Source organism: Pseudomonas sp. Irchel 3F3, from assembly GCF_900187545.1.
In the GTDB taxonomy this organism is placed as follows: domain Bacteria; phylum Pseudomonadota; class Gammaproteobacteria; order Pseudomonadales; family Pseudomonadaceae; genus Aquipseudomonas; species Aquipseudomonas fortuita.
The window spans coordinates 427,792-449,482 of sequence record NZ_FYDS01000003.1 but is presented as its reverse complement, the minus strand read 5'-3'; the positions used below and the strand labels follow the sequence as shown (position 1 = coordinate 449,482).

The 21,691-nt window shown below is 57.8% G+C and carries 20 protein-coding genes and 1 tRNA gene; 15 read left to right on the top strand and 6 right to left on the bottom strand.

Features of this window, described 5'->3' with window-relative positions:
* Positions 1-102 precede the first annotated feature (102 nt).
* The 7 genes from CKW35_RS08255 to CKW35_RS08225 all read left to right on the top strand — a co-directional run bounded on the left by CKW35_RS08255 (position 103) and on the right by CKW35_RS08225 (position 4,756).
* Complete coding sequence (locus CKW35_RS08255) at positions 103-489, top strand: DUF488 domain-containing protein (protein WP_016488202.1); 387 nt, start codon at positions 103-105, stop codon at positions 487-489.
* A gap of 60 nt (positions 490-549) precedes the next feature.
* A complete protein-coding gene (locus tag CKW35_RS08250; protein ID WP_016488201.1) occupies positions 550-981 on the top strand; it encodes a GNAT family N-acetyltransferase in 432 nt (143 codons plus the stop codon).
* A 120-nt stretch (positions 982-1,101) separates the two neighbouring features.
* Positions 1,102-1,491: a helix-turn-helix domain-containing protein gene (locus tag CKW35_RS08245; protein WP_016488200.1), complete on the top strand. Its 390-nt coding sequence runs from the start codon at positions 1,102-1,104 to the stop codon at positions 1,489-1,491.
* Between the two features lie 63 nt (positions 1,492-1,554).
* Positions 1,555-2,193 (top strand): UvrY/SirA/GacA family response regulator transcription factor, encoded by a 639-nt coding sequence (gene uvrY, locus CKW35_RS08240; RefSeq protein WP_023047491.1) that lies wholly within the window; start codon positions 1,555-1,557, stop codon positions 2,191-2,193.
* A 6-nt stretch (positions 2,194-2,199) separates the two neighbouring features.
* Positions 2,200-4,023, top strand: a complete 1,824-nt coding sequence (gene uvrC, locus CKW35_RS08235; protein ID WP_016488198.1) for an excinuclease ABC subunit UvrC — start codon at positions 2,200-2,202, stop codon at positions 4,021-4,023.
* 33 nt (positions 4,024-4,056) lie between these two features.
* Positions 4,057-4,617 carry a CDP-diacylglycerol--glycerol-3-phosphate 3-phosphatidyltransferase gene (gene pgsA, locus CKW35_RS08230; protein ID WP_016488197.1) on the top strand — a complete coding sequence of 187 codons (561 nt, stop codon included), beginning with the start codon at positions 4,057-4,059 and terminating at the stop codon, positions 4,615-4,617.
* Between the two features lie 63 nt (positions 4,618-4,680).
* Positions 4,681-4,756, top strand: a tRNA-Gly gene (locus tag CKW35_RS08225).
* A 289-nt stretch (positions 4,757-5,045) separates the two neighbouring features.
* Here CKW35_RS08225 and CKW35_RS08220 read toward each other — a convergent pair.
* On the bottom strand, positions 5,046-5,837 hold the full coding sequence (locus tag CKW35_RS08220) for an SDR family NAD(P)-dependent oxidoreductase (RefSeq protein WP_095115668.1): 792 nt from the start codon (positions 5,835-5,837) through the stop codon (positions 5,046-5,048).
* 268 nt (positions 5,838-6,105) lie between these two features.
* On the opposite strand from CKW35_RS08220, the gene CKW35_RS08215 reads away from it, so the two are divergent.
* A complete protein-coding gene (locus CKW35_RS08215) occupies positions 6,106-6,915 on the top strand; it encodes a sugar phosphate isomerase/epimerase (RefSeq protein WP_095115666.1) in 810 nt (269 codons plus the stop codon).
* A gap of 69 nt (positions 6,916-6,984) precedes the next feature.
* Here CKW35_RS08215 and CKW35_RS08210 read toward each other — a convergent pair whose 3' ends face one another.
* The 4 genes from CKW35_RS08210 to CKW35_RS08195 all read right to left on the bottom strand — a co-directional run bounded on the left by CKW35_RS08210 (position 6,985) and on the right by CKW35_RS08195 (position 11,519).
* Positions 6,985-7,791, bottom strand: a complete 807-nt coding sequence (locus tag CKW35_RS08210) for an IclR family transcriptional regulator (RefSeq protein WP_082421987.1) — start codon at positions 7,789-7,791, stop codon at positions 6,985-6,987.
* Between the two features lie 30 nt (positions 7,792-7,821).
* Positions 7,822-8,820 carry a Gfo/Idh/MocA family protein gene (locus CKW35_RS08205; RefSeq protein ID WP_095115663.1) on the bottom strand — a complete coding sequence of 333 codons (999 nt, stop codon included), beginning with the start codon at positions 8,818-8,820 and terminating at the stop codon, positions 7,822-7,824.
* 288 nt (positions 8,821-9,108) lie between these two features.
* Positions 9,109-9,933, bottom strand: coding sequence for a shikimate dehydrogenase (locus CKW35_RS08200; RefSeq protein ID WP_095115661.1), 825 nt, complete (start codon positions 9,931-9,933; stop codon positions 9,109-9,111).
* Positions 9,934-10,088: 155 nt separating this feature from the next.
* Entirely contained in the window at positions 10,089-11,519 is a 1,431-nt protein-coding gene (locus tag CKW35_RS08195) for an MFS transporter (protein WP_095115659.1), read from the bottom strand.
* 274 nt (positions 11,520-11,793) lie between these two features.
* Here CKW35_RS08195 and CKW35_RS08190 point away from each other — a divergent pair, with 274 nt between their 5' ends.
* The 5 genes from CKW35_RS08190 to CKW35_RS08170 all read left to right on the top strand — a co-directional run bounded on the left by CKW35_RS08190 (position 11,794) and on the right by CKW35_RS08170 (position 16,522).
* Positions 11,794-12,588 (top strand): IclR family transcriptional regulator, encoded by a 795-nt coding sequence (locus CKW35_RS08190; RefSeq protein WP_016488187.1) that lies wholly within the window; start codon positions 11,794-11,796, stop codon positions 12,586-12,588.
* Positions 12,589-12,593: 5 nt separating this feature from the next.
* A complete protein-coding gene (locus CKW35_RS08185; protein WP_172455916.1) occupies positions 12,594-13,394 on the top strand; it encodes a 2-keto-4-pentenoate hydratase in 801 nt (266 codons plus the stop codon).
* A gap of 3 nt (positions 13,395-13,397) precedes the next feature.
* Entirely contained in the window at positions 13,398-14,291 is an 894-nt protein-coding gene (locus tag CKW35_RS08180; protein ID WP_095115654.1) for a fumarylacetoacetate hydrolase family protein, read from the top strand.
* A 16-nt stretch (positions 14,292-14,307) separates the two neighbouring features.
* Positions 14,308-15,003 (top strand): hypothetical protein, encoded by a 696-nt coding sequence (locus CKW35_RS08175; protein ID WP_016488184.1) that lies wholly within the window; start codon positions 14,308-14,310, stop codon positions 15,001-15,003.
* 247 nt (positions 15,004-15,250) lie between these two features.
* The gene (locus tag CKW35_RS08170; protein WP_095115652.1) at positions 15,251-16,522 is read left to right on the top strand and encodes an OprD family porin; all 1,272 of its coding nucleotides are present in this window, start codon (positions 15,251-15,253) and stop codon (positions 16,520-16,522) included.
* A 119-nt stretch (positions 16,523-16,641) separates the two neighbouring features.
* On the opposite strand, the gene CKW35_RS08165 is transcribed toward CKW35_RS08170, so the two are convergent.
* Positions 16,642-17,319: a thioredoxin domain-containing protein gene (locus CKW35_RS08165; RefSeq protein ID WP_095115650.1), complete on the bottom strand. Its 678-nt coding sequence runs from the start codon at positions 17,317-17,319 to the stop codon at positions 16,642-16,644.
* Between the two features lie 749 nt (positions 17,320-18,068).
* On the opposite strand from CKW35_RS08165, the gene CKW35_RS08160 reads away from it, so the two are divergent.
* Positions 18,069-19,160: a hypothetical protein gene (locus CKW35_RS08160; protein WP_095115648.1), complete on the top strand. Its 1,092-nt coding sequence runs from the start codon at positions 18,069-18,071 to the stop codon at positions 19,158-19,160.
* Positions 19,161-19,451: 291 nt separating this feature from the next.
* On the top strand, positions 19,452-21,212 hold the full coding sequence (locus tag CKW35_RS08155) for a S8/S53 family peptidase (RefSeq protein WP_256583379.1): 1,761 nt from the start codon (positions 19,452-19,454) through the stop codon (positions 21,210-21,212).
* The last annotated feature ends 479 nt before the right edge of the window (positions 21,213-21,691 follow it).

The following is a 21,691-nucleotide window of genomic DNA, read 5'->3' as shown; positions in this document are numbered from 1 at the left end:
GTTGCCGAAGGCCTTGAGCATAGAAACAATTCGCAACCCGGCCGTGACCTCGATCAATGAATTATCTAGGCTCAAGACGGACGGTAAATGCCGGAGACAGCCATGATCCGCTGCAAGCGTGTCTACGATGCGGTCGCGAGCGACGATGGCCAGCGAGTGCTGGTCGACCGCCTGTGGCCGCGCCACCTGCGCAAGGAAAACCTGCACGGGCAGTGGTTGCGCGAAGTGGCACCCTCCAATGAATTGCGCAAGGCGTTTCACCAGGGGGCGGTCGACTTTACCGGTTTTACCCAGCGCTACCAGGAAGAATTGGCTGCCCATCCAGAGCATTGGTACCCCCTGCTGGACCTGGCCGGAAAGGGGTTGCTAACCCTGCTTTATGCAGGCAAGGACACCGAGCACAATAACGCCCGGGTGCTGGCCGAATGGCTGGAAAGCGAACTGGACCGGCATGGGCCTGGCAGTTCACCCGTATGCTATGCCCAGTGAGTGATATTTGCTGCACCGGCCTCATCGCCGGCCCTGCCAATCTCCAGAGCCCATTGTGCGATGCCGCTACATTTGATTCCCGCCAACGACAGTCACCGTACGTTCGCCCGCGACCTCACGCGGCGCGCCATGCTGCGGTATTACCGTGAATTTGACCTGCTCTGGATCGAGGACGCGTTCGACCAGGCCTGGGGTTGGCGCGAGCAGTGGCTGATCAGCGAAGGCGACAGCCTGTTGGGTTTCTGCAGCCTCAGCCAGGACCGCCAGGCGCTGTTTATCCGCGAGTTGCACCTGTTGCCCGAACATCGCGGGCGCGGTGTCGGCAGCTGGGTATTGGAAGAGCTGGCGCTGTGGGCCGGGCAGCGGCGCCTGCCGTTGCTCAGGCTGATGGTGTTTCGCAGCAACCCGGCGCGCCTGTTGTACCAACGCCATGGCTTTGTCGAAATGGGTGAGGATGAGTGCTTTGTGCGCATGCAACGTACGATTGGCTAGTAGCGTAATGATGGCTTGTCGCGACCGAAGCGCAGCGGCATAGTGAGCCCAGGCGCTCACGGTCGCCCGTAGACGGGGCGGCAGAGGATGAGCGTGATCAGGGATAAGGAGAAGCCCACAATGAACGGGATTGGTCCGCGGCTGCGGGAAGAACGTGAGCGCTTGGGCATGACCCAGCGCGTGTTTGGCGATATCGGTGGGGTCGAACCCAATGCCCAGGGCAAGTACGAAAGTGGCGAGCGTACGCCGCGGGTCGATTACCTGGCAGCACTGGCGGCCAGGGGGGTGGATGCACTGTACGTGCTTAGTGGCATGCGCACGCCGGCCCCGCTAGAAGGGTTGAGTACGGATGAGTCAGGGCTGCTGGGCGCCTTCCGGCAATTGCCGATCGACGACCAGGCGGCCATCTGGCACCTGCTTGGCCGCTTGAGCAGCGATATCAAGCCCAGGCAAACGGTGAGGCCTGTCACTGTTGTGCGTCAGGCGTTTCTTACAGAAGCAATGCGTTAGACCCGCCTGGAAAAATTTTGTTAAGGTGGCGGGATCCAATCGCCCTGCTGACGAGGTGTGTGCTTGATTAGGGTCTTAGTGGTCGACGATCACGATCTGGTACGAACCGGTATTACCCGCATGCTGGCCGACATCGACGGCTTGCAGGTGGTGGGTGAGGGGGACTCGGGTGAATCCGCGCTCAAACTGGCCCGCGAGCTGAAGCCGGACGTGGTGCTGATGGACGTGAAAATGCCCGGCATCGGCGGCCTTGAGGCCACCCGCAAACTGCTGCGCAGCCACCCGGATATCAAGGTAGTGGCCGTGACCGTGTGCGAGGAAGACCCGTTCCCCACCCGCCTGTTGCAAGCCGGTGCCGCCGGCTACCTGACCAAGGGCGCAGGCCTTGACGAGATGGTTCAGGCCATCCGTCTGGCTTTTGCCGGCCAGCGCTACATCAGCCCGCAAATCGCCCAGCAGTTGGCGCTGAAACCTTTCCAGCCACAGGGCTCACCGTTCGATACACTGTCGGAGCGGGAAATCCAGATTGCCCTGATGATCGTTGGCTGCCAGAAAGTGCAGATCATCTCTGACAAGTTGTGCCTCTCGCCCAAGACCGTCAATACTTACCGTTATCGGATCTTTGAAAAACTCTCGGTCACCAGCGACGTCGAACTGACCTTGCTGGCCGTTCGCCACGGCATGGTCGACGCAAGCCTGTAGAACCTCATGTCCCAAGTGTTTGATGCCAGCGCATTCCTGGCCACCTGCAGTGGTCGCCCGGGCGTTTACCGGATGTTCGACGCCGAAGCCCGCCTGCTTTACGTGGGCAAAGCCAAGAACCTCAAGAAACGCCTGGCCAGCTATTTCCGCAAGACCGGCCTGGCGCCCAAGACCGCTGCGCTGGTCGCGCGCATCGCCCAGGTCGAAACCACCATCACCGCCAACGAAACCGAGGCGTTGCTGCTGGAGCAGAACCTGATCAAGGAATGGCGGCCGCCGTACAACATCCTGCTGCGCGACGACAAATCCTACCCCTACGTGTTCCTGTCCGACGGTGAGTTCCCGCGGCTGGGCATTCACCGTGGGGCGAAGAAGGCCAAGGGCCGCTACTTTGGCCCGTACCCCAGTGCTGGCGCCATCCGCGAAAGCCTAAGCTTGCTGCAAAAGGCTTTTTCGGTGCGCCAGTGTGAAGACAGTTACTACGCCAACCGCACCCGGCCGTGCCTGCAGTACCAGATCAAACGCTGCAAAGGGCCCTGCACCGACCTGGTCACCCCCGAAGAATACGCCGAGGATGTGCGCCACTCGGTGATGTTTCTGGAAGGCCGCAGCCAGCAACTGGGCAACGAGCTCAATGCCGAGATGGAGAAGGCCGCCATGGCCCTCGACTTCGAGAAGGCCGCTGAGTTGCGCGACCAGATCGCCTTGTTGCGCCGCGTGCAGGACCAGCAGTACATCGAAGGCGGCAGTGGCGACGTCGATGTCATCGCCGCTTTCGTCAACCCCGGTGGCGCCTGCGTGCACCTGATCAGCGTGCGCGGCGGCCGGGTGCTGGGCAGCAAGAACTTCTTCCCGCAGGTGGGCATCGAGGAGGAGGTGGCCGAGGTCATGGCCGCATTCCTTTCCCAGTACTACCTGGGCAACGCAGAACGGGAATTGCCCAGCGAGTTGATCGTCAACGTTGTTCACGAAGACTTCGATGCCATCACCGCAGCGCTGCACACGCTGCGTGGCCGCGAGCTGACCATCAGCCACCGGGTACGCGGCACGCGCGCCCGCTGGCAGCAGCTGGCAGTGACCAACGCCGAGCAGGCGCTGAACGCTCGCCTGGCCAACCGCCAGCACATGGCCGCACGTTTCGAGGCCTTGGCCGAAGTGCTGGGCCTGGACGAAGTACCGCAGCGGCTGGAATGCTACGACATCAGCCATTCCAGTGGTGAAGCCACCGTGGCCAGTTGCGTGGTGTTCGGCCCCGAAGGCGCGCTGAAGTCCGACTATCGCCGCTTCAACATCGAAGGCGTCACAGCCGGCGATGACTACGCCGCCATGCACCAGGCCCTGACCCGCCGTTACGGGCGTATCAAGGATGGTGAGGGCAAGCTGCCCGACGTGTTGCTGGTGGATGGCGGCAAGGGGCAGTTGAACATGGCCCGGGATGTGATGCAGGAATTGGGCTTCACCGACCTGACCCTGCTGGGTGTGGCCAAGGGCGTCACCCGCAAGGCCGGTTTCGAAACCCTGTACCTGAACGACGTGCACCACGAGTTCACCCTAAAGGGTGATTCGCCGGCCCTGCACCTGATCCAGCAGATCCGCGACGAAGCCCACCGTTTTGCCATTACCGGCCACCGCGCTCGCCGCGGCAAGGCCCGCCGGGTGTCGAGCCTGGAGGATGTGGCCGGGGTAGGGCCCAAGCGCCGGCGCGACCTGCTGAAACATTTCGGCGGCCTGCAGGAGCTCAACCGCGCCAGTATCGATGAAATCGCCAAAGCCCCCGGCATCAGTAAAAAGCTTGCCGAGTCGATTTATGCCAGCCTGCATAGCGAGTAGAATGCCGGGCTCAACTTGCAGCCAGTCGTACCGATGAATATTCCAAACCTGCTCACCGTTCTACGCGTCCTGCTCATTCCGTGCTTCATTCTGCTGTTCTATATGCCTTATCAGTGGAGCTACATGGCCGCCAGCAGCGTGTTTGCCGTTGCCGCCGCCACTGACTGGCTGGACGGCTACCTGGCGCGTCGCCTGCAGCAGAGCACGCCGTTCGGTGCCTTTCTGGACCCGGTGGCCGACAAGCTGATGGTGGCGGTGGCCCTGGTACTGCTGGTGCAGACCCACGCCAACTTCTGGCTGACCCTACCGGCGGCGGTCATCATCGGCCGCGAAATCGTGGTGTCGGCGCTGCGCGAGTGGATGGCTGAGCTGGGCGCGCGGGCGCACGTGGCGGTGTCCAACCTTGGCAAGTGGAAGACCGCCGCGCAGATGCTGGCGCTGGTGATCCTGCTGGGCAACCCGCCAGCGGTAACGTTCTGGGTGATCCTGGGCTACGGGCTGCTGCTGGTGGCGGCGGGGCTGACGCTGTGGTCGATGGTGCATTACCTGCTGGCCGCCTGGCCGCACCTGCGCGAAGGTTCTGAACAGAAATAAACTTTTTTTGAATCAAGGGGTTGACGCTGTTTTAGAAATCGCTAGAATGGCACCCATCACGACGCGGGAATAGCTCAGTTGGTAGAGCACGACCTTGCCAAGGTCGGGGTCGCGAGTTCGAGTCTCGTTTCCCGCTCCAAATAAAGATATACAGGTTTAATCAGAATCGGTATATCGTCGAAAAGGCCCTTAGGGGCCTTTTTTCGTTTCTACAGTCTTCACCGAAAATCAGCGTTATCCCGGCATTTCAAAGGCAGCAACTAGTCCAGAATTGAAATCGCCCAATTCGTTTCTGCGGGGAGAGCTGCTCATGAATCCTCACATTCGCTAAAAGCCGCGCCCCCGCATTCGTAAAATGCCCTTTGAGCCCGCCAGGCTGTGAGTCTGGCCTGAATCCATTCAACATGGAGCTCAATCTGCTGCCGTGGCTAGGATTTCGAGCTCGGTCGCCCCGGGATATGGCTAAGTATCGACTTGGAGAAGCCGCCATCGACACAAATATCCTGCCCGGTAACAAAGCCGGCTAGCGGGCTAACGAGAAACTCGATCACGTTCGCGATATCCATTGGCTCACCAATTCTCCCCAGCGGAATAATCCCTTCCCGTGCTCTCTTGATCTGTGGGTCTGCGTACATTTTTTCAGACATGGGTGTATGCGTCATACCTGGCGACACGACATTCACTCGGATGCCATCAGGTGCCCACTCCAGCGCCAGCGTTTGCGCCAACATGGTTAATGCTGCCTTGGTGGGGCTGTAGGCGCCAGAGCCGGCATGCGGAAGCTGGCCAGACATCGACGAGGTGAAGCACGCTGAGCCTCGGCTCTCGCGAAGGTGCGGGTAGGCCGCTTTGGCTAGCAGCCAGGCGCCGCGAAGATTCACGGCGAACATGTCGTCCCAATCCTTGATGGACAAGCTACAGATCGCGCCCGGGCTGGCGATGCCAGCATTCGCAACAAGCGCGTCAAGCCCCCCAAATTCGGCTGCTGCAGCTGCTACAAGTTGGTCAGGTACTGCAGGGTCGCCGAGATCACCCGACAGCGAGATCGCGATGCCACCCATCGACTCTATCGTTCGAACGACGTCGTCCTGCGTCGCGTTTGACGTCTGCCCGCACACGGCAATTTTCGGCTGCGAGCCCCGGGCAAGTGCAGCCTCCGCGATCCTCAGGCATGTAGAAGCACCGATGCCGCTACTACCGCCACTCACCAAAGCTCTCATTCAATTGCCCTCACACGTAGATTTTGTTTTAGGTGGAAGGCTCAAACTACAAAACTGGAAGGTACTTTGCAATCAAATTGACAATGGAATCCAGTTCCGTTATCGTTTTTTTCGTCATCAGGATGTCCTTGACAGCGCAGTGGCTGTCGCTCTCCAGGTGCATCCATCATCGCGTCTTCCTGCAGGCGATAGTGGTCACCCCACAAAATTCATAATATGAATGGCCCGTTTCACTTCGGTGAGTCCTCAACTGAAAGGATGTTTCGATATGATCATCAGCACGTTTTCTTATCTGTGGTCATCCACGGCAATCGATGCAATTGCGCAGTTGTCAGAGCATGGGCACCGCGTGTTCGAGGTGCCCGTAAGCTCGCCCCATTGCTGGCCGGTGGAAATGTCTATTGCAGAGCGTTCTGCTGCAAGCGTGCGTCTGCGTCAGTACGACGCAAAGATCAGGTCGCTCAATGCCGGCGGCTATGACGTCAACCTGGCCAGTCCCGCCGCCAATATGCGTCAGAAGAGCATCGATCACATCAAGGCAGTGATTGACCTGGCAGTCGCTTGGGATACCCAAGAGGTGGTGATATCCCCGGGTACCCGGCGCCCGATGATTTCTCCACCGCTTGAAAAGACTTATGACTGGATGTACGAGAGCCTGGCGGTTTTAACGCCGCTTGCGAAACAGGCGGGTGTTCGCTTGCTGCTGGAAAATACCCCGTATTGCTTCACGCCTACGATGGGGGAGCTGGCAGAGGTTGTTGCCACTATCAATGATGATGTCGTCAGGGTCGTATATGACATCGCCAACGCTGCTTACATAGGTGAGGATCCGGTAGCCAGTCTGCTGACCTATCGCAGCGCTATCGACTTTGTGCATGTGTCCGACACCGGCATGGATGTTTGGGGCCATGATCCAGTGGGCACCGGAGTCGTGGATTTCGTCGGACTGGGTGAGGCCGTTCAGGCGACCTGCGGTATTGAAAACTGCGTGCTCGAAATCATCCGCGAAGAAAACGCCTTGTACGAGCTGAACAAAGGTGTGCAGGATCTGCGGGAGAAGGGTTGGAACATTCCGTAATTGCGTTTCAATCGCTCGTCATCACAGTAGCCCTGAGGCCCGCAATGGGCCCAGGTCCAAGTCAGAGCGTCAGCGTGCAGGTAGCGGGCTTTCACCGTTGACCGAAGTCCACAGCGACCAGCACTCGCCAACCTTGATGGCGGACTGTTTCAGATGTTCGATATGAGCATTCAGGGTTTCCTCTCGCATGCGGGCGATAGGGCCGGCGATGCTGAGGGTTGCCACCGGGGCTGAGTTGGCCGGGCGTGTTTTATCGAATACAGGCACTGCCACAACGCACACACCCACTTCACCTTCTTCTCTGACTACAGCATGCCCCTCTTTGCGGATCAGGGCGATGTCATCGAAAATATCGCGTATCGAAACGCGAGCGTTGGGCCCTGCGTACTCTCGGCTTTTCTCGATATCCCAGGCGGCGAGAATGCGCATGGCGCGCTCATCAGGCATGGTGGAGAGCCATGCTTTACCAGCCGCGGTGGTATGGGGGATGATTTTTTCGTCCAGGGCGCGGCGGTATTGAAGGCCCCTGGTGTTATTCGTGGCCTGCAGCACCCAACTCAGATGATCCTCAGCAACTTCCGCCAGGCGAACATGCTCGCCGGTTTCGCTGGCGAGTTCGTCGAGCAAAGGTTGCATTATTCTGGCAAAGCCGGTTTCACTGATGTAGTTCACGCCCATGCTGGGAATTTTAAGCGTCAGGCAGTAGTGGTCCTGCTCGTCTTGGTAAACGTAGCCTCTTTCCCGCAGGGCGCTCAATATACGGTGAGCTGTGGCCATAGCCACTTGAGTCTGTTCACTGATGTCAGACAGGGCGAGGCCGCCTGGATGGGAAAGGAGCAGTTCCAAAGTATTGAAGTAGCGGCCTATATGTGACAATTTTCTAATCCTTAATTTCGTGCCAGCGTTTTAGACCTTGATGGGAACACCACCCAGGCGATCTGACTCATAGGCCGCCTCGATGATACGCATGACGCGGTGCATGGTGGCGAGCCCGGCACCTGCATAAGCAATATCACGGTCAGGCGCGAGTATGTCGATTACGAAGTTGTCGTAATACACGTCAGAGTTCAAGCTCATGTGCAGGTCACTTGCCTGCCCGGACGCGTCCACCAGCCGCATGCCATCTGCGGTGGAGCGTGCGTAGAACTGATCCGTTGACATTGAAAATGAATACTCCCGTTGCTCGGGCGTATTGGCGGGATAATTGTACCCCGTTTCGATAGTGCAGATGCACCCACTCTCGGTCACCAGGGTCATCAACGAGCCGATCTCTACGGCTGTCAGTAGCGGGTCGCGATACATCACGGCTGACACGCTTCGAATCGCCTCGCCGGAAATTTCCTGAACCAGATCGACGAAATGAGGGGCGAGATTGATCGTGCATCCGCCACCTGAGCGTTTCGGCTCAAGCATCCAGGAGCAACTGTTGGTCAGGTAGCGTCCAGGCGGGCCAGCGTTGAATCGAAACGCCAGGGTTCTCCACTTGGCATCACTCTGCCTGGCTTGCTGTTTCAGGCGGTTCAATAACTCGCTGTGCCTCCATATCAACGGCACCGCCACGAACAGGCCGCTGGCCTGTGTGCGTTGGTAAAGATCCAGCACTTCGTGTTGGGTTAGCCCGCAAGGCTTTTCCATCGCGAAGGGGACCTTTTGCTCAATCAATGCCTCGCCCATGGCATGCAGCTCATCGTGCGGGCCAAAGGCGAAGGCAAAATCAGCTTCCTCGTTTTCCAGCAGGGTTTCCCAGTGATCGTAAAGTTTTGCTCCGAAACGCTGGGCGAGAGCAGGCCCCCGCGACCCCGTTGCGTCGGATACCGCCGTGACCGTTACATCAGGCAGACGCTCCAGAGCATCAAGATAGAGCGGGGTGTGCCAGTGGCTGACTTCCAGGAGAACGACTTTCAAACATCCACCCTTTATTAATAAGTATGTTTGACAAACTTGGCGACGCTAACGGGGTTTCGGATCGGACCACCGACGAATAGCGCGCAAGCGACACTGCAGAGGTTGCCAGCAGGCTAGCATGACCCTGTTACGAACGGAAGTAAGTTACGTTCTATTGGGGTGCCAAACGCTGGCAAGGCATGGCGGCCAGCATCACGGAGGTGAGCGGGCCGAGAGCATGCGCATCGTGGAGGTTTTGATTGACGCAATGAAGAACCCTCGTGCTGGCTGCCGAGGGGAGGAGGGGTACTAAAGTCCCGTTGAGTAGCGACGCTCGATGTTTTTGAAGCCCAGAAAATCAAGTGCCAGCAAGGCCTGTCCTAAATGCATGGGCTCGCCATCAAGGGTTTTGCATCCGCGCGCTTGTGCCGTCAGTAACAACGCGGTTGGCTCGGATCGAGTGATGATGTCGACCACCACCATGGCGGGGGTTAAACGCTCTGCTTCTACTGGCATCGGATCATCGGGGTTCATGCCGAGAGGCGTCGCATTGATAACGATGTCATGACCTTCCGGGTCTGGTGGACCTGCATGCACATTGCACGAACCCTCTTTGCCAGCGCTTTGCGCCAGGTCAGCGGCGCGGTGCGGGTCCAGATCAGAAATGGTCAGTGAGTAGGCGCCAGCAGCGGCCACGGCAAAAGCGATAGCCCTTCCCGAGCCGCCGGCTCCGACCAGCAGGACAGATTTCCCAAGCACAGAAACACCCTGACGCTGCATCCCCAGTACGCAGCCGAGCCCGTCGAACACAGCGCCCTCCCAGCGACCGTCCTTATCGCAGCGAACCACATTTATTGCCCCTACCTGGCGCGCGGAGGGGTGAAGGATGTCCACGACTTCAAGCATGGTCTGCTTGTGCGGCATGGTGACCAGAAGCCCGTCTAGGTTGCGCAAAGCGCGCGCGCTTTTGACGAACTCGGCCAGGGCCTGCGTACCGACCTCCAATGGAATGCACACGGCGTCAGTCTGTGCTTCGGCGAATAGCCTGTTCAGCAGCATCGGCGACCTGGCGCTCTTGAGCGGGTCACCTATCAGTCCATAGATGCGTGTTTTGCCGGTGATGTGGGGATGCATGTGAACCTACTGTAGGTGGCGAGTGCACGCAATTGCCAGCTCGCGGGTTGGATGCTTGCTGGCGGCGCACACGTTCATCGCCTTGGGGCTCAACGTGCTGCGCAGGGCAATTGCGCAACACGTTGAGCGTGATGGGTCTGGTTGTCAGGTGTGCGTCACAGCAGTTGATTTTTCAGCGCTTGATTGGGGGCGCTACTGCTCGATCTGGGATTGGACTTTTCCTGCAGCAGTTCGTACTCCTCCTTCGACATCGGCACCGCGTTGGGGTCGCCAAGTTCGCTCAGACGAATACGGAACGTTTCGCGGGTCGTGAACGCCGCAATTGCGCAGATCGCACAGATACCAAACGTCAGGGCGCCAATTTTCAGCGGGATATTTTCGGTGCCAGGCGGCGCAACCGATACGAACAGCGCTGGCAGAAACGCTGTGCATGCCACGCCGATGTTTTGACCGATAGCCATACCGGTGACGCGTACCCGGGTGCGGAACAACTCTGGGAACATGCTTGGGAAAACACCATTGAAGCCTTGGTAGGCCACACCCCACATGAGAAGCGACAGGATCAGAGACAGCCAGAGATTGTGGATGCTGATGGCATAGAGGTACCCAAACGACAACAGGCCGCCGCAGAGCACGCCCACGATCACTGGGGGGCGACGCCCAATTCTGTCAGAGAGTCTACCGACGAATGGGATAAGTATCACCGCGCACAAATTGCCCAGGACAGGAATCCACATGAACAAGCCTGAGGGGAAGCCAATACCGTAAGCAGGCTGGACTGCATAGGTGGCGCCGAACACGGAGGCGAGGATTGCAAGGACTGCAGAGAGTGCCATGCAGACGACGCGCAACACATCCTTCCAGCTTTCGGTGAGCACTTCGACCACTGGCAATTTGCGAGGCTTGTACCCTGCTTGCGCCTCAGCGAAGACCGGGGCCTCATGGACTTCACGGCGGATGATCCAGCCGACCACAAGCACCACAGCGCTCAGCAGGAACGGAATTCGCCAGCCCCAGGACGCAAAAGCATCTGCGGGCATGAATTGGGCCAGTGGCAGGAACACCGCCGCCGCTAGCAGTTGCCCGGCTTGCACGCCTTGAAGGGTAAAGCTGGCGAAGTAACCACGGCGCCCGTCAGGTGCATGCTCCATGGTCATGGAGCTTGCACAAGACACCTCGCCGGCAACCGCGAACCCTTGGATCAGACGCAAGGTAATCAGTATCGCGGGAGCCCACACGCCGATCTGGTCGTAGGTCGGGAGCAAGCCAATGCACATGGTCGAAAAGCCCATCAAGAACATGCAGTAGACCAGGACTGTCTTGCGCCCATGGCGGTCACCCAGGTGCCCCAGCACCACCGCGCCTATAGGTCGTGCGATGTACCCAACCCCGAAGCTGGCAAGTGAAACGATGATGCCGACGGTGGGATTGTCCGTTGGAAAAAACAGCTGTGGGAAAAGCAAGGCTGCGGCAGTGGCATAAATGAAAAAGTCGTAGTACTCCAACGCCGAGCCGATCCAGCCGCTAGCGGCGGCCTTCCTCGACTGACGCTTGGAGTGTGGATCGCTCGGGATGCCATGGCTCATGAAGTGTCTCCGGTACCGTGATTTTGTTATTGTAACGTCGTTCCATTTGTAATGTTGTTCCGGAGCATTGCCTTTGTCAAGGCTGCTGGCAGGTCTCACGCCCCGGTCGTCGACCTGCAATAGGCTGGCAGCTCAAGCCCGGTTCGGTGTTGATGGCAGGCGTGCATTTGCGTTGACTTGACGAGGACACGGTGCTTACTATTGTAACTGTGTTCCAAATAGAACAGCGTGACATTTTGGTTGGCGCTGCTCATAACCAGCTGAGAAGAATTCCATGAGAGTCGTTAAAGGTGCTGTTGATCGCTGCCTTGAGGCTATCGAGCTGCTGGCTCGTGAGGCCCGCTGGATGCGAATGTCTGATATTGCAGGTGAACTGGGGATGGAAAAGGGGCCGGCCCACCGTGTGCTTGCGCAGTTGGTAGAACAAGGCTGGGCCGAGCAGGATGAGGCGACCTCCCAATACCGGCTGACACTCAAGCTGGCGCTTTTAGGGCAGCGTTACCTGAACGGCATCGGGCTGCCGGAGCTTGTGCAGCCGATTATCGAAAACGTAGCGTCTTTATCCCATGAGCTGGTACGCCTGACTGTCGTCTGCGAGGGCGGTTTGTCCTGGCTCGCCTCGGCTCAAGGCGCTGCACCTGGGTTGATGTACTCGCCAGCCATGGATCAGCCAATCAATCTGTACACCACTGCAAACGGCAAAGCCTGGCTTGCATCCATGCCTGACGAGCAAGCTGTCGAAATTGCTATCCGCGACGGTCTGGGCAAAGACCTGGGTGTAGGCAAAGGCCCTAAGGCTATCAATACCGTTGAACGCTTGCTTTCCGATTTGGCGGCGACCAGGTCACGGGGTTATGGCCTCGTTGTGGAAGAGGCTGAGGCCGGTGTGTGGGCTATCGCGGTGCCGGTGAAGATGATCCCGTCGGGAGTTGTGGTCGGGACCATGAGTATTGCCGGCCCGGTGTTACGGATGCATCCAGACCGCTATGACGAATTGCATGCACTGCTCGAGGATGCTGCGAACAAGCTCGGGACGGTATGGCCTCGGCAACCCAGCGTGCAGGGGTGAAGCTCATGGATCAGTGCAGTCAATCAGCTGATGCGCGTGAACCAACCCTTATGCAAGCCGCCGCGTACCTCGCGAAAGCACGCCAAACGGGTAATCGACTAGATGCTCTGCCCTGCAATGAGGCGTCACTGAGCCTGGAGCAAGGCTTCCAGATACAGCAGCATGTCGGTGTGCTGGCTGGGAAAAAAGTGGGCGGATGGAAATGCGCATTGCCCAAACCTGGCAAGTGGATAGTCGCGCCCATCTACACCGATAGCATCGTGAGTTGCGACCGATACCCCCTGGGCTTCGCAACTTCCACAGTGCGAATCGAACCCGAGCTTGCTTGCGTGTTGGGCGCCAGTCTTCCTGCCCGCGCGGCGCCGTACACGGCCGATGACATTGCGCGGGCCATCGGCCAGGTACACCTGGCACTCGAGGTAATCGACTGTCGGTACACCGATCCGCAGAAAGTCCCGTTCGAGCAGTTGCTGGCTGACGGGTTGTTCAACCATGGGTTAGTGCTGGGGCCACGTGCCATTTCGCTGAACGCGAACAATTTGCCCACTCACCTCGATGTAACCCTGAGTCATCCAGGTGTAGAGCCTGTGAGCATTGCCGGCACTCACCCGGATCAAGACCCCGTCTCACCGATTGTCTGGCTGGCAAATTTTCTCTCTGCACATGGCATCGATCTGCAAGCGGGTCAGGTCGTGATCACCGGGTCCTATGCAGGGCTGCTCGAAGTTCCCACCCACCAGCCGCTGGACATCCAGTTCGGCGAGGCAGGATCCCTGTCTGTCTTTTTTTCAACGCTTGAGGAGTAACGTATGCGCTTGGTTCGTTTCGGTTTGCCAGGACAAGAACTGCCTGGGATTTTGGATGCTCGAGGACAGGTCAGGGATCTTTCTGGCATCGTCGATGATATCGATGCCGCAGCGCTGGCACCGTCCAGTCTCGAAAAACTACGAGGCATCGACATTGAGCGCCTGCCACTGGTACCGGCCGGGACACGTTTGGGCCCGTGCGTGGGCAGCGTGCCGAACCTGATCTGTATCGGCCTCAATTATTCTGACCACGCCGCCGAAACCAACACGCCCATTCCGAGCCAACCTGTGGTGTTCAACAAGCACACCGGGGCCATCAGTGGTGCAAATGACCCTGTGATCCTGCCGGGTGATGCAAAGAAGCTCGACTGGGAGGTCGAACTGGCCATCGTGATTGGTTCACCTGCCTGGCACGTAGATGAAAGCAAGGCGCTGGATCATATCGCCGGTTACTGCCTGGCAAACGATGTCTCCGAGCGCGCCTATCAGCTTGAGTACGAAGGGCAATGGACAAAGGGCAAGAGCAGCTTTTCCTTCGCGCCACTTGGCCCTTGGCTGGTGACTCGTGATGAAATCGCCGACCCGCAGAACCTCGACCTCTGGCTGGAAGTGAACGGCAAGCGTTATCAGAACGGTAACACTCGGACGATGATTTTCAGCGTGGCTCACATCGTGTCCTACCTCAGTCGTTTCATGCCCCTGCTGCCGGGTGACGTCATCATCACCGGCACACCGCCCGGCGTAGGCCTGGGCCAGAAGCCGCATGTGTTTCTCAAGGCCGGGGACGTCATGCGTGTAGGTGGAACGGGGTTGGGCGAGCAGTGCCAGACTGTAGTTCCCTATGTTTCGGAGATGGGCGCAGCCTGGGTTGACGGTCGCTACCCTAACGTTGATTGACCCCGGAGTAAAAGATATGAGTTTTGCAGGAACAGGCGTAGTCGCAATTTGGCATGATCTTTTGCCCGAGGCGCGGGATGAGTTCTACGAGTGGCATAACCGTGAGCACATGCCAGAGCGCGCGGCGATCCCTGGTTTTCAGCGGGGACGGCGATACATCGCGCTCGATGCGGGGCCTCTCTATTTCAATCTGTACGAGGCCGATACCGTCGGGGTGTTAGGGGGGGCAGATTACCTGGCTCGCCTCAATGCGCCGACACCCTGGACACAGAAAGTCGTGCAGTCGTATCGCAATGTTGCTCGATCGATCTGTGACGTGCACTACACCGCCGGCGTAGGAAATGGCGCCTACCTGGTCACCCTGCGCTTCAATGTAACCGCCGAACGCCACGCAGACGTTCTCCAGGCGTTGCGTGATCAGGTGCTGCCTCCACTGGCCGATGCTCAGGGGATCACGGGGATCCACCTTTGCACCGCCGATGAGGCCGTCAGCAAGGTTGAGACTGCGGAGAAAAAGGCCCGATCGGAGGGTACTGAAATCCCATCCTGGATCATCATCATCGAAGGCTGTGCCGCAGACTATGTCGGGCATGCCAGAGCGCAACTGGTCGAGGCCGTTGGCAACGTGCTGGACGAACCTGAACCGCAACTTGCCACGACGCTTTATCAACTGGAATACACCCGCTGCAAGACCCCTTCCAGCGCCGGGTGATAATTGCCGAGCTGCACTAAGCAAACAACGTTCCGCGTTTTGCTCCTTTGGGTGCGCCGCGCGTGCAGATAAGCACGCTGCGGGCGCGCTCTTTTTCAGCCAGCGTCCCGGCGCTGCAGTGCGTGCGAAAAAAAAACGCTATTCAAGGGTGATGCGTCAAACGATAACAAGAATTAAAACCTCGTTGAATGAATGTTCGGCGTGAAGGGCTGCGTTTCAATTAACTATCTGTTGTGGAAAAATAAAAATGAAAATCCGCGCATCCGGCTCTATTTTCAGTCACGCAAACGTGTTTGTCGCCGTGCCGCTGCTGAGTACTGCAATCGGCGCGCAGGCAGTCGAAACCGGGTTTGTAGAGGATTCAACGGCAGGATTGAACCTGCGTAATTATTATATTAACCGCAACTATGTCAGCGACTCCGCGACTCAAAGTAAGGCCGAGGCGTGGAGCCAGGCGTTCATCTTGAACTACAAGTCCGGCTTCACCCAAGGCTTGGTAGGTTTTGGTCTGGACGCCATGGGTCTTTACGCTGTGAAACTGGACGGTGGCCGTGGCACGCCGGGGACCCAATTGCTGCCGATTCATGACGATGGCCAAGCGGCAGATGATTATGGGCGGCTGGCCATTGCAGGCAAAGTCAGGATCTCCGCTACGGAGCTCAAGGTCGGCGAATGGATGCCTACACTACCGATCTTGCGTTCCGATGACGGGCGTTCGTTGCCGCAGACGTTCAGAGGTGCGCAGGTCACTTCTCGAGAGATCGAAAATCTCACTTTGTATGGCGGCCAATTCCGAGCCAACAGCCCACGAAACGATGCCAGCATGGACGATATGTTCCTTGCCCAGAAGCCGGGCGTCTTTTCGGATCGGTTCAACTTTGTGGGTGGTGAGTACACGTTCAACGACAAGCGGACGTTGCTCGGTGGTTGGGGCGCTGAGTTGAAGGATATCTACCGCCAGCAGATGATCCAGATCACTCACAGCCAGCCCATTGGCACATGGACACTGGGTGCCAACGTCCAATGGTTCACGGGGAAGGATGACGGGCGATCATTGGCGGGTGGTCTCGACAACCGGACCTGGTCTGGATTGTTTTCCGCGATGCACGGTGCGAACACCTTTTACATAGGCCTGCAGAAGGTTTCCGGCCAGGACGGCTGGATGAAAGTCAACGGCACTTCAGGTGGCTCATTGGCCAACGACAGCTTCAGCTCCAGCTACGAAAATGCCAATGAGCGTTCCTGGCAGGTGCGCCACGATTATAATTTTGTGGCGTTGGGCGTTCCGGGTCTGGTGCTTATGAACCGCTATATCAAAGGTAGCGGTATTCATGTTGGGGGAGAGACTGGTGTCAAGGAGTGGGGGCGGGAGACCGAACTGGCCTATGTGTTCCAGGCTGGCGCGCTCAAAGACTTGAATATCAAATGGCGGAATTCGACGTTACGTCGGGGTTGGGGCACCCATACAAGCTTCAATGAAAACCGATTGGTCCTCAACTATCCGTTTTCGCTGTTTTGATGCGTAGGGATGGGCGGCAGTCTGTATCAGGCCACGCAGCGTCCAGCCCGTAGGCAGGTAGCCCTGAATTTTAGGTACAAAGACCGCGACGCGTTTCTCAGCGCCGTACCGAACGTGGCTTACCTGGGCATATCGCTTATCACGTCCGCAGGCATTTCGGAAAGTTCGGGTGCGCTCAACAGGTCCACTGCGGACAGCAGCGCATCGGGTTCGATGGGGCTTTCCAGGATCACGGTGTGTTGGGTGTGATTGTCGATCAGGCGCAGAGTCGGTGTGGCGTTCAATCCGTTCTGCGAGGCTTCCGTGTTTTGGCGGGCCGCGGTTTGAGCCACCGCTTCACCCGCCAGGCAGCGTTGCAGGCCTGGCGTCCCACCGGAAGAGGTGCTGACGGTGGCCAACCCCTGGCCGTTGCTTTGCGAGTGCAGGTAGACCCAGACACCTGCCCCCCACAGGCCCTCTGGGCCTTCGGGCTGGCCTACGCATTCGAGCAGCCGCGCTTCGCGACTGGATGCAGGCTCGTTTTGTGGCAACGGCAGATCGGGCCAGGCCAGGTTGACGTGATCGTTGGTGACGATCCAGCGCTGCAGTTGGGGCAGGTAGAACCGGCAATGGGGGCATTCAAGGTTGGTATAGAGCGTGACCGTAAAGCGTGCTTCGGGGTTGCCATAGATCCACGGTGGGCCGCTATCGGCAGCGGGGTGTAAGGGTAGCGGTAGCCACCAGCACAGAGCCAGACCCGCGACAGCGAGCCAACCGCAGGTCCATTTCAGGTTTTGCGCCGTTATCCGTTTGCGCATGGTGTCGCTCCTGACAGTTCCTGGTTAACCCGCTTTAAAGGCTCGTTGCCACGTGCACGGTCGATGTCATGAGCCGAGTTCGGTGATGCCGTGTCCCTGCATGAGGGTATGACGCGCGGTTTTTCCCCCCAGTTCCGTCATTGCCAACGGCAGGCACAGGCTGGCTCGCACGGCGCGAAACAGCAGGTCTATCGACTTGGACAGAATCCCACCCTCACAGGCTATTTCCCTCGGCCATTTAGCTATCCGACCGCCGAACGACCGGTTTCGGCCATATAAGCCAGTCTGGCTTCATCTCAAGGTACCGCCTAAAAAATATCAGATCTTTGCCTGATATTTTCGCCAGTAGTCAATTTGATGAAAGCGGATTCATATGATCAAGGGCAACGGGCTGGGTGAGTGTGATGAAGCCTATAGATAACGACGCCGGACCAAGGCTGCCAGATTTTGTCAGTACCAGAGTGAAGTCGTTTGTACAAGAGCGTTTGAATGCAGTGTGGGGCGGGCGCCATCTGTTGCCGCGTTGGTTCGGCTTTCGATGAATAGTAGTATTTCAGATGATCAAGCGGAACGTATTGTCAAAGGATGCATTGCTGCCATTAGAACAATCCGCGGCTGAACGCGCTATACAAGGTCGCCGCCGTGAAGACCGGAAAACCACTACCTGTCAAAATTGCCAGTTCTTCATAGGTCCAATTCTATGTATGTTGTTCCTTCACACGGAATGTCGCGTACAAGGAGTGGGACCTATGAACACACTTGTCAAATCACTCGCAGTCGCGGGCCTGATGCTTCACCTGCAGAGCCCAAGCGCTGCTCCAGTTGGTGTACCTGCTAAAGCTGTGCAGAATTACCTGGCCCCCTGTTTCACGGCCGGTAACGGTGTGAACTGTGAAGTTTCGGGTGTGGCGCGAGTCGGCGAAAATCTCATCCTTGCTAATGACAAGAAAATGCCTAGGCCTGGTGGTCCTGCAATTTTTACAATGGCACTTGATGATCATCGTATCGTCGGCACGCCCTCCTATCTAGAGGGAACGGTGCTGCTCAAGGCAGACAAGTTTGAAGGCCTTACAACCACGCTGGATGGGAAGTATGTCATCGCCATCACTGCGTTCAACAATCCTTCCAATGACGCCCTCAATACGTTGCTCTACTGGCCAGTGAGCGAACCAAAAAATGCTAAGGTCATCTCTGTATCAACGGGCACTCAGGTGACAAACTCGCAATCTTTGCGGGCGAAAATTAACGAAGCCGTAGGCTCGTCTTATTATCAGATTGAGGCGATTTCTACTTCGCCTGGCGACCGTTTGCTGATAGGTATTCGTAAGCATGGTAAAGAGAGCAAACAAGCAAAATTCTCGTTTTTATTGCTGTCAATTTCTTGCTCCATCAATGAGCAGGGCGTTCAGCTTGGCGACCAATTTGAGATTGTTTTGAGCCTGACGCCTGACGAACTGGTCGAAAAACTGGGTATGGAGGCAGGGGCGTATCCTGAGTTGGGGCTTTCTGGGCTCGAGTTTGACCGCTACAACCAAGACCGCCTTTACGCAGTTACCAGTTACGAGCGAGACGGTAAGGAGGTCGGCCAGAAAGAGATTGGCGGCTTCTTGTGGGTGTTGCCGTTTGAAGGCTCTAAGCTTGGTGAGCCTCAGCCTGTCAGGCTTGAAGAAGGGGCTGTGGTGGCCTTCAACCACAAGCCCGAGGGTGTGGAGGTACTTGACGACAGCCATGTGCTGATCGTGCATGACGACGACCGGGTAAGGGTGGAAGATCCCGAGACGCACAGCAGGCGTCAAGAGCACGAATTTGGCTACAGTGTCGTAACCTTCGGCGCAGAGTAAGTTGGAACCTAGGTGCTGATCGGTCTCATTCGGGTAGCCAGCGATCACCGGCCACGGAAATCATCGGGCTGATTTACACCAGCAGGCGGTAGTGAAGATCTATTTCTCCACTTTAAAGCCATGCAGTTGGACGGTTTCGGAGCTTGAAGCCGCTGGCGCTGGACTGACATTTTTACCAGTAGGCAGGCCTCGCCAAGCGATTTAGGGTCATGGTCAGCGAGGAGGCTGAGCTGCGCGAGTCACAAGAACAACCGTCGGGCACTTCCTCACAGCAACAGGGAAGTGGCAGAAATGAACGGACGAATGTTGTTAACGGCTTGGGCGGCGATCCTCCTGACCTGCGGCGCTGAAGCTTCCGACACGTTACGAATAGATGACCTCGCGCCTTATGGTCGTGGCGACACGGCCGGCTTTCAAAAATGGTGCGCGCAAGTGCGGGGTGTGAATCAGGCACCTCCAGCTGTGGTGGTCGATGGAGTTACTTTGCCCATATCGCGTGTCAAGCAGCAGCGGGATTCCCTGTGCTTCAACTTAGCTGAGGGGGTGAACAGTGGCCCGGTTTGGCTAAGTGCTGGCGGGTTTACGAGCAACGCGGTCTGGCTCAGCACAAGGCAAAGCTGGGTGCAATCTCCCAGCCAAGACCGTCTCGTGACTATCAATGACCGGGTGGTGACTGCTCTGGATTTGATCAGTTTGATCTTGCGTGAAAATACTAACGGCCTGCTGGAGACGCGAAGGATTGCGCTTCAGTACGACGTGGACATCGTTGGGGTGATACCGCCTTTGAATGTTGTTCAAGTGCGTCTGCGCGCTCGCACATTGGCAGCGCGTCACAGCATCGTGAGCAGCATGAAAAGCGACCCTGCCGTGCAGGGGATCGTAGTGGAGGATGACAACCCAGAGCGACCGGAAGATCCTGAACGAATCATCGAGCCGCCTGACCAGGCGGGGTGGATCGCCAACAAACTCGAGCAGGCAGTGGAGGCCTTCAAGCACAATGTTCGTGAGCAAGGGCGGAGTTTTCAGCCAACTAACGTGGTAGTCGGCGTGGTAGAGAAGGGTGTCAATTTTGAATCGACTGATTTCTCGGCGTTTGCAGCGCCGTGCAAAGGCGTCGGCACGTGCCTTTACGCCCGCCACAGTTCTGCGATAAACGGGCACGGCTCAGTGGTTGCCGGAATACTTGCGGCTCGCCTGTATCCGCGCGGCAATGTGGCTTTTCTAAGTCGGTTGGGTGCCGTGGGCGGGCGCTTCGACATCATTGTGGATCGCGGCGCAGCGTCAGGTGTTACGGCTCGCATCGCTGCTTCGGTGAACCTTGTTGAAGACGGTGCGCGGGTGCTCAATTGGAGCTGGGGGGTTCACCGGATAGGAACGCTCAACCTGAGGGGCGAACCTGTAGATATCAACGTCCGCACCGACGAGGCAATGGCCGGGTACGAATTGTTATTGAGGCGTTTCTTTGATTGGTTAGAACACCGGCATTCGAGCGTTGTGGTGGTCAATTCAGCGGGTAATAGCGCCTCCACTACCGATGATCATCTGCCTGCATCATTGTCATCAGCTCAGCTTGTAGTAGTGGGTGGGCATCAGCGAAGTCGCCAGGTTGTGGATGTGGCTGACCCTCGTTTCGCAGTGCCTCGTAGCAGTTCAAACGTTGGCCCTCGTATCGACATCAGTGCTGCCGCGTGTCCGAATCCCTCTCGATCGACTGCGGTGAGGGCCGGGCGGGGTGGAGGGTGTGGCACTTCGTATGCCGCAGCCCTGGTCACTGGCGTGGTCGCTGCGATGATTTCCATCAACCCTGATCTCACCCCACGACAAATCAAGCACTTGTTACGCGAGAGTGCATTGCCGATGATTGCCAGACCTGATCAGGCACGCCGCATTGGGCCGACGCGACCGATCAGAGCTGCCGCTTGCTCGAACAATGTTGCTTGCGCAGTTGAGCAGTTTGCACGGCTGGATATGCATCAAGCCTTGGCGCTTGCGGTCAAGACAAAGCGTCACCCGTCCATGGCTGAAGATGGTGGTGGTGAGTTACTTGAATAGCAGGAGTGGATGAGCACCAGCACGCGGGACGGCTGTTACATGTCGAGCCTCATCGAAACGCCGCTCATTGACACCTTCGCCCTTGTGGGGCCAGCGGGCGCTTCAACACGTTGTTCTGGCTATCCCAGTCCCAGGGAAACTGACTTTGACCTGACAGCTGCATCGCGTCCGGCGGCAAGGTGCAGTCGTTCGGTCAACCACATGACGCCGGCAGCTTTCTCATAAAGCTCTGTAATAGACATGCTGACGTGGGGGCGTAGCAGGGCCAGGCAGCTGCGGATAACCCCTTGATGCACAGGCTGTAACCACCCATGACAAAGGCCCAGTTCCCGAGCCTGCGACCACAGAGCCGGGCCCTTGGCGAATGTTTTGGGTTCCCATAACAATGGGATGTCCGAGCTTTGAAGATAAGGGGGTCGAAAATCCAATGCCGCCTGGACGATCCTGCGTCCGCCGGGTAAGAGGTTTTCTGAGTGGAC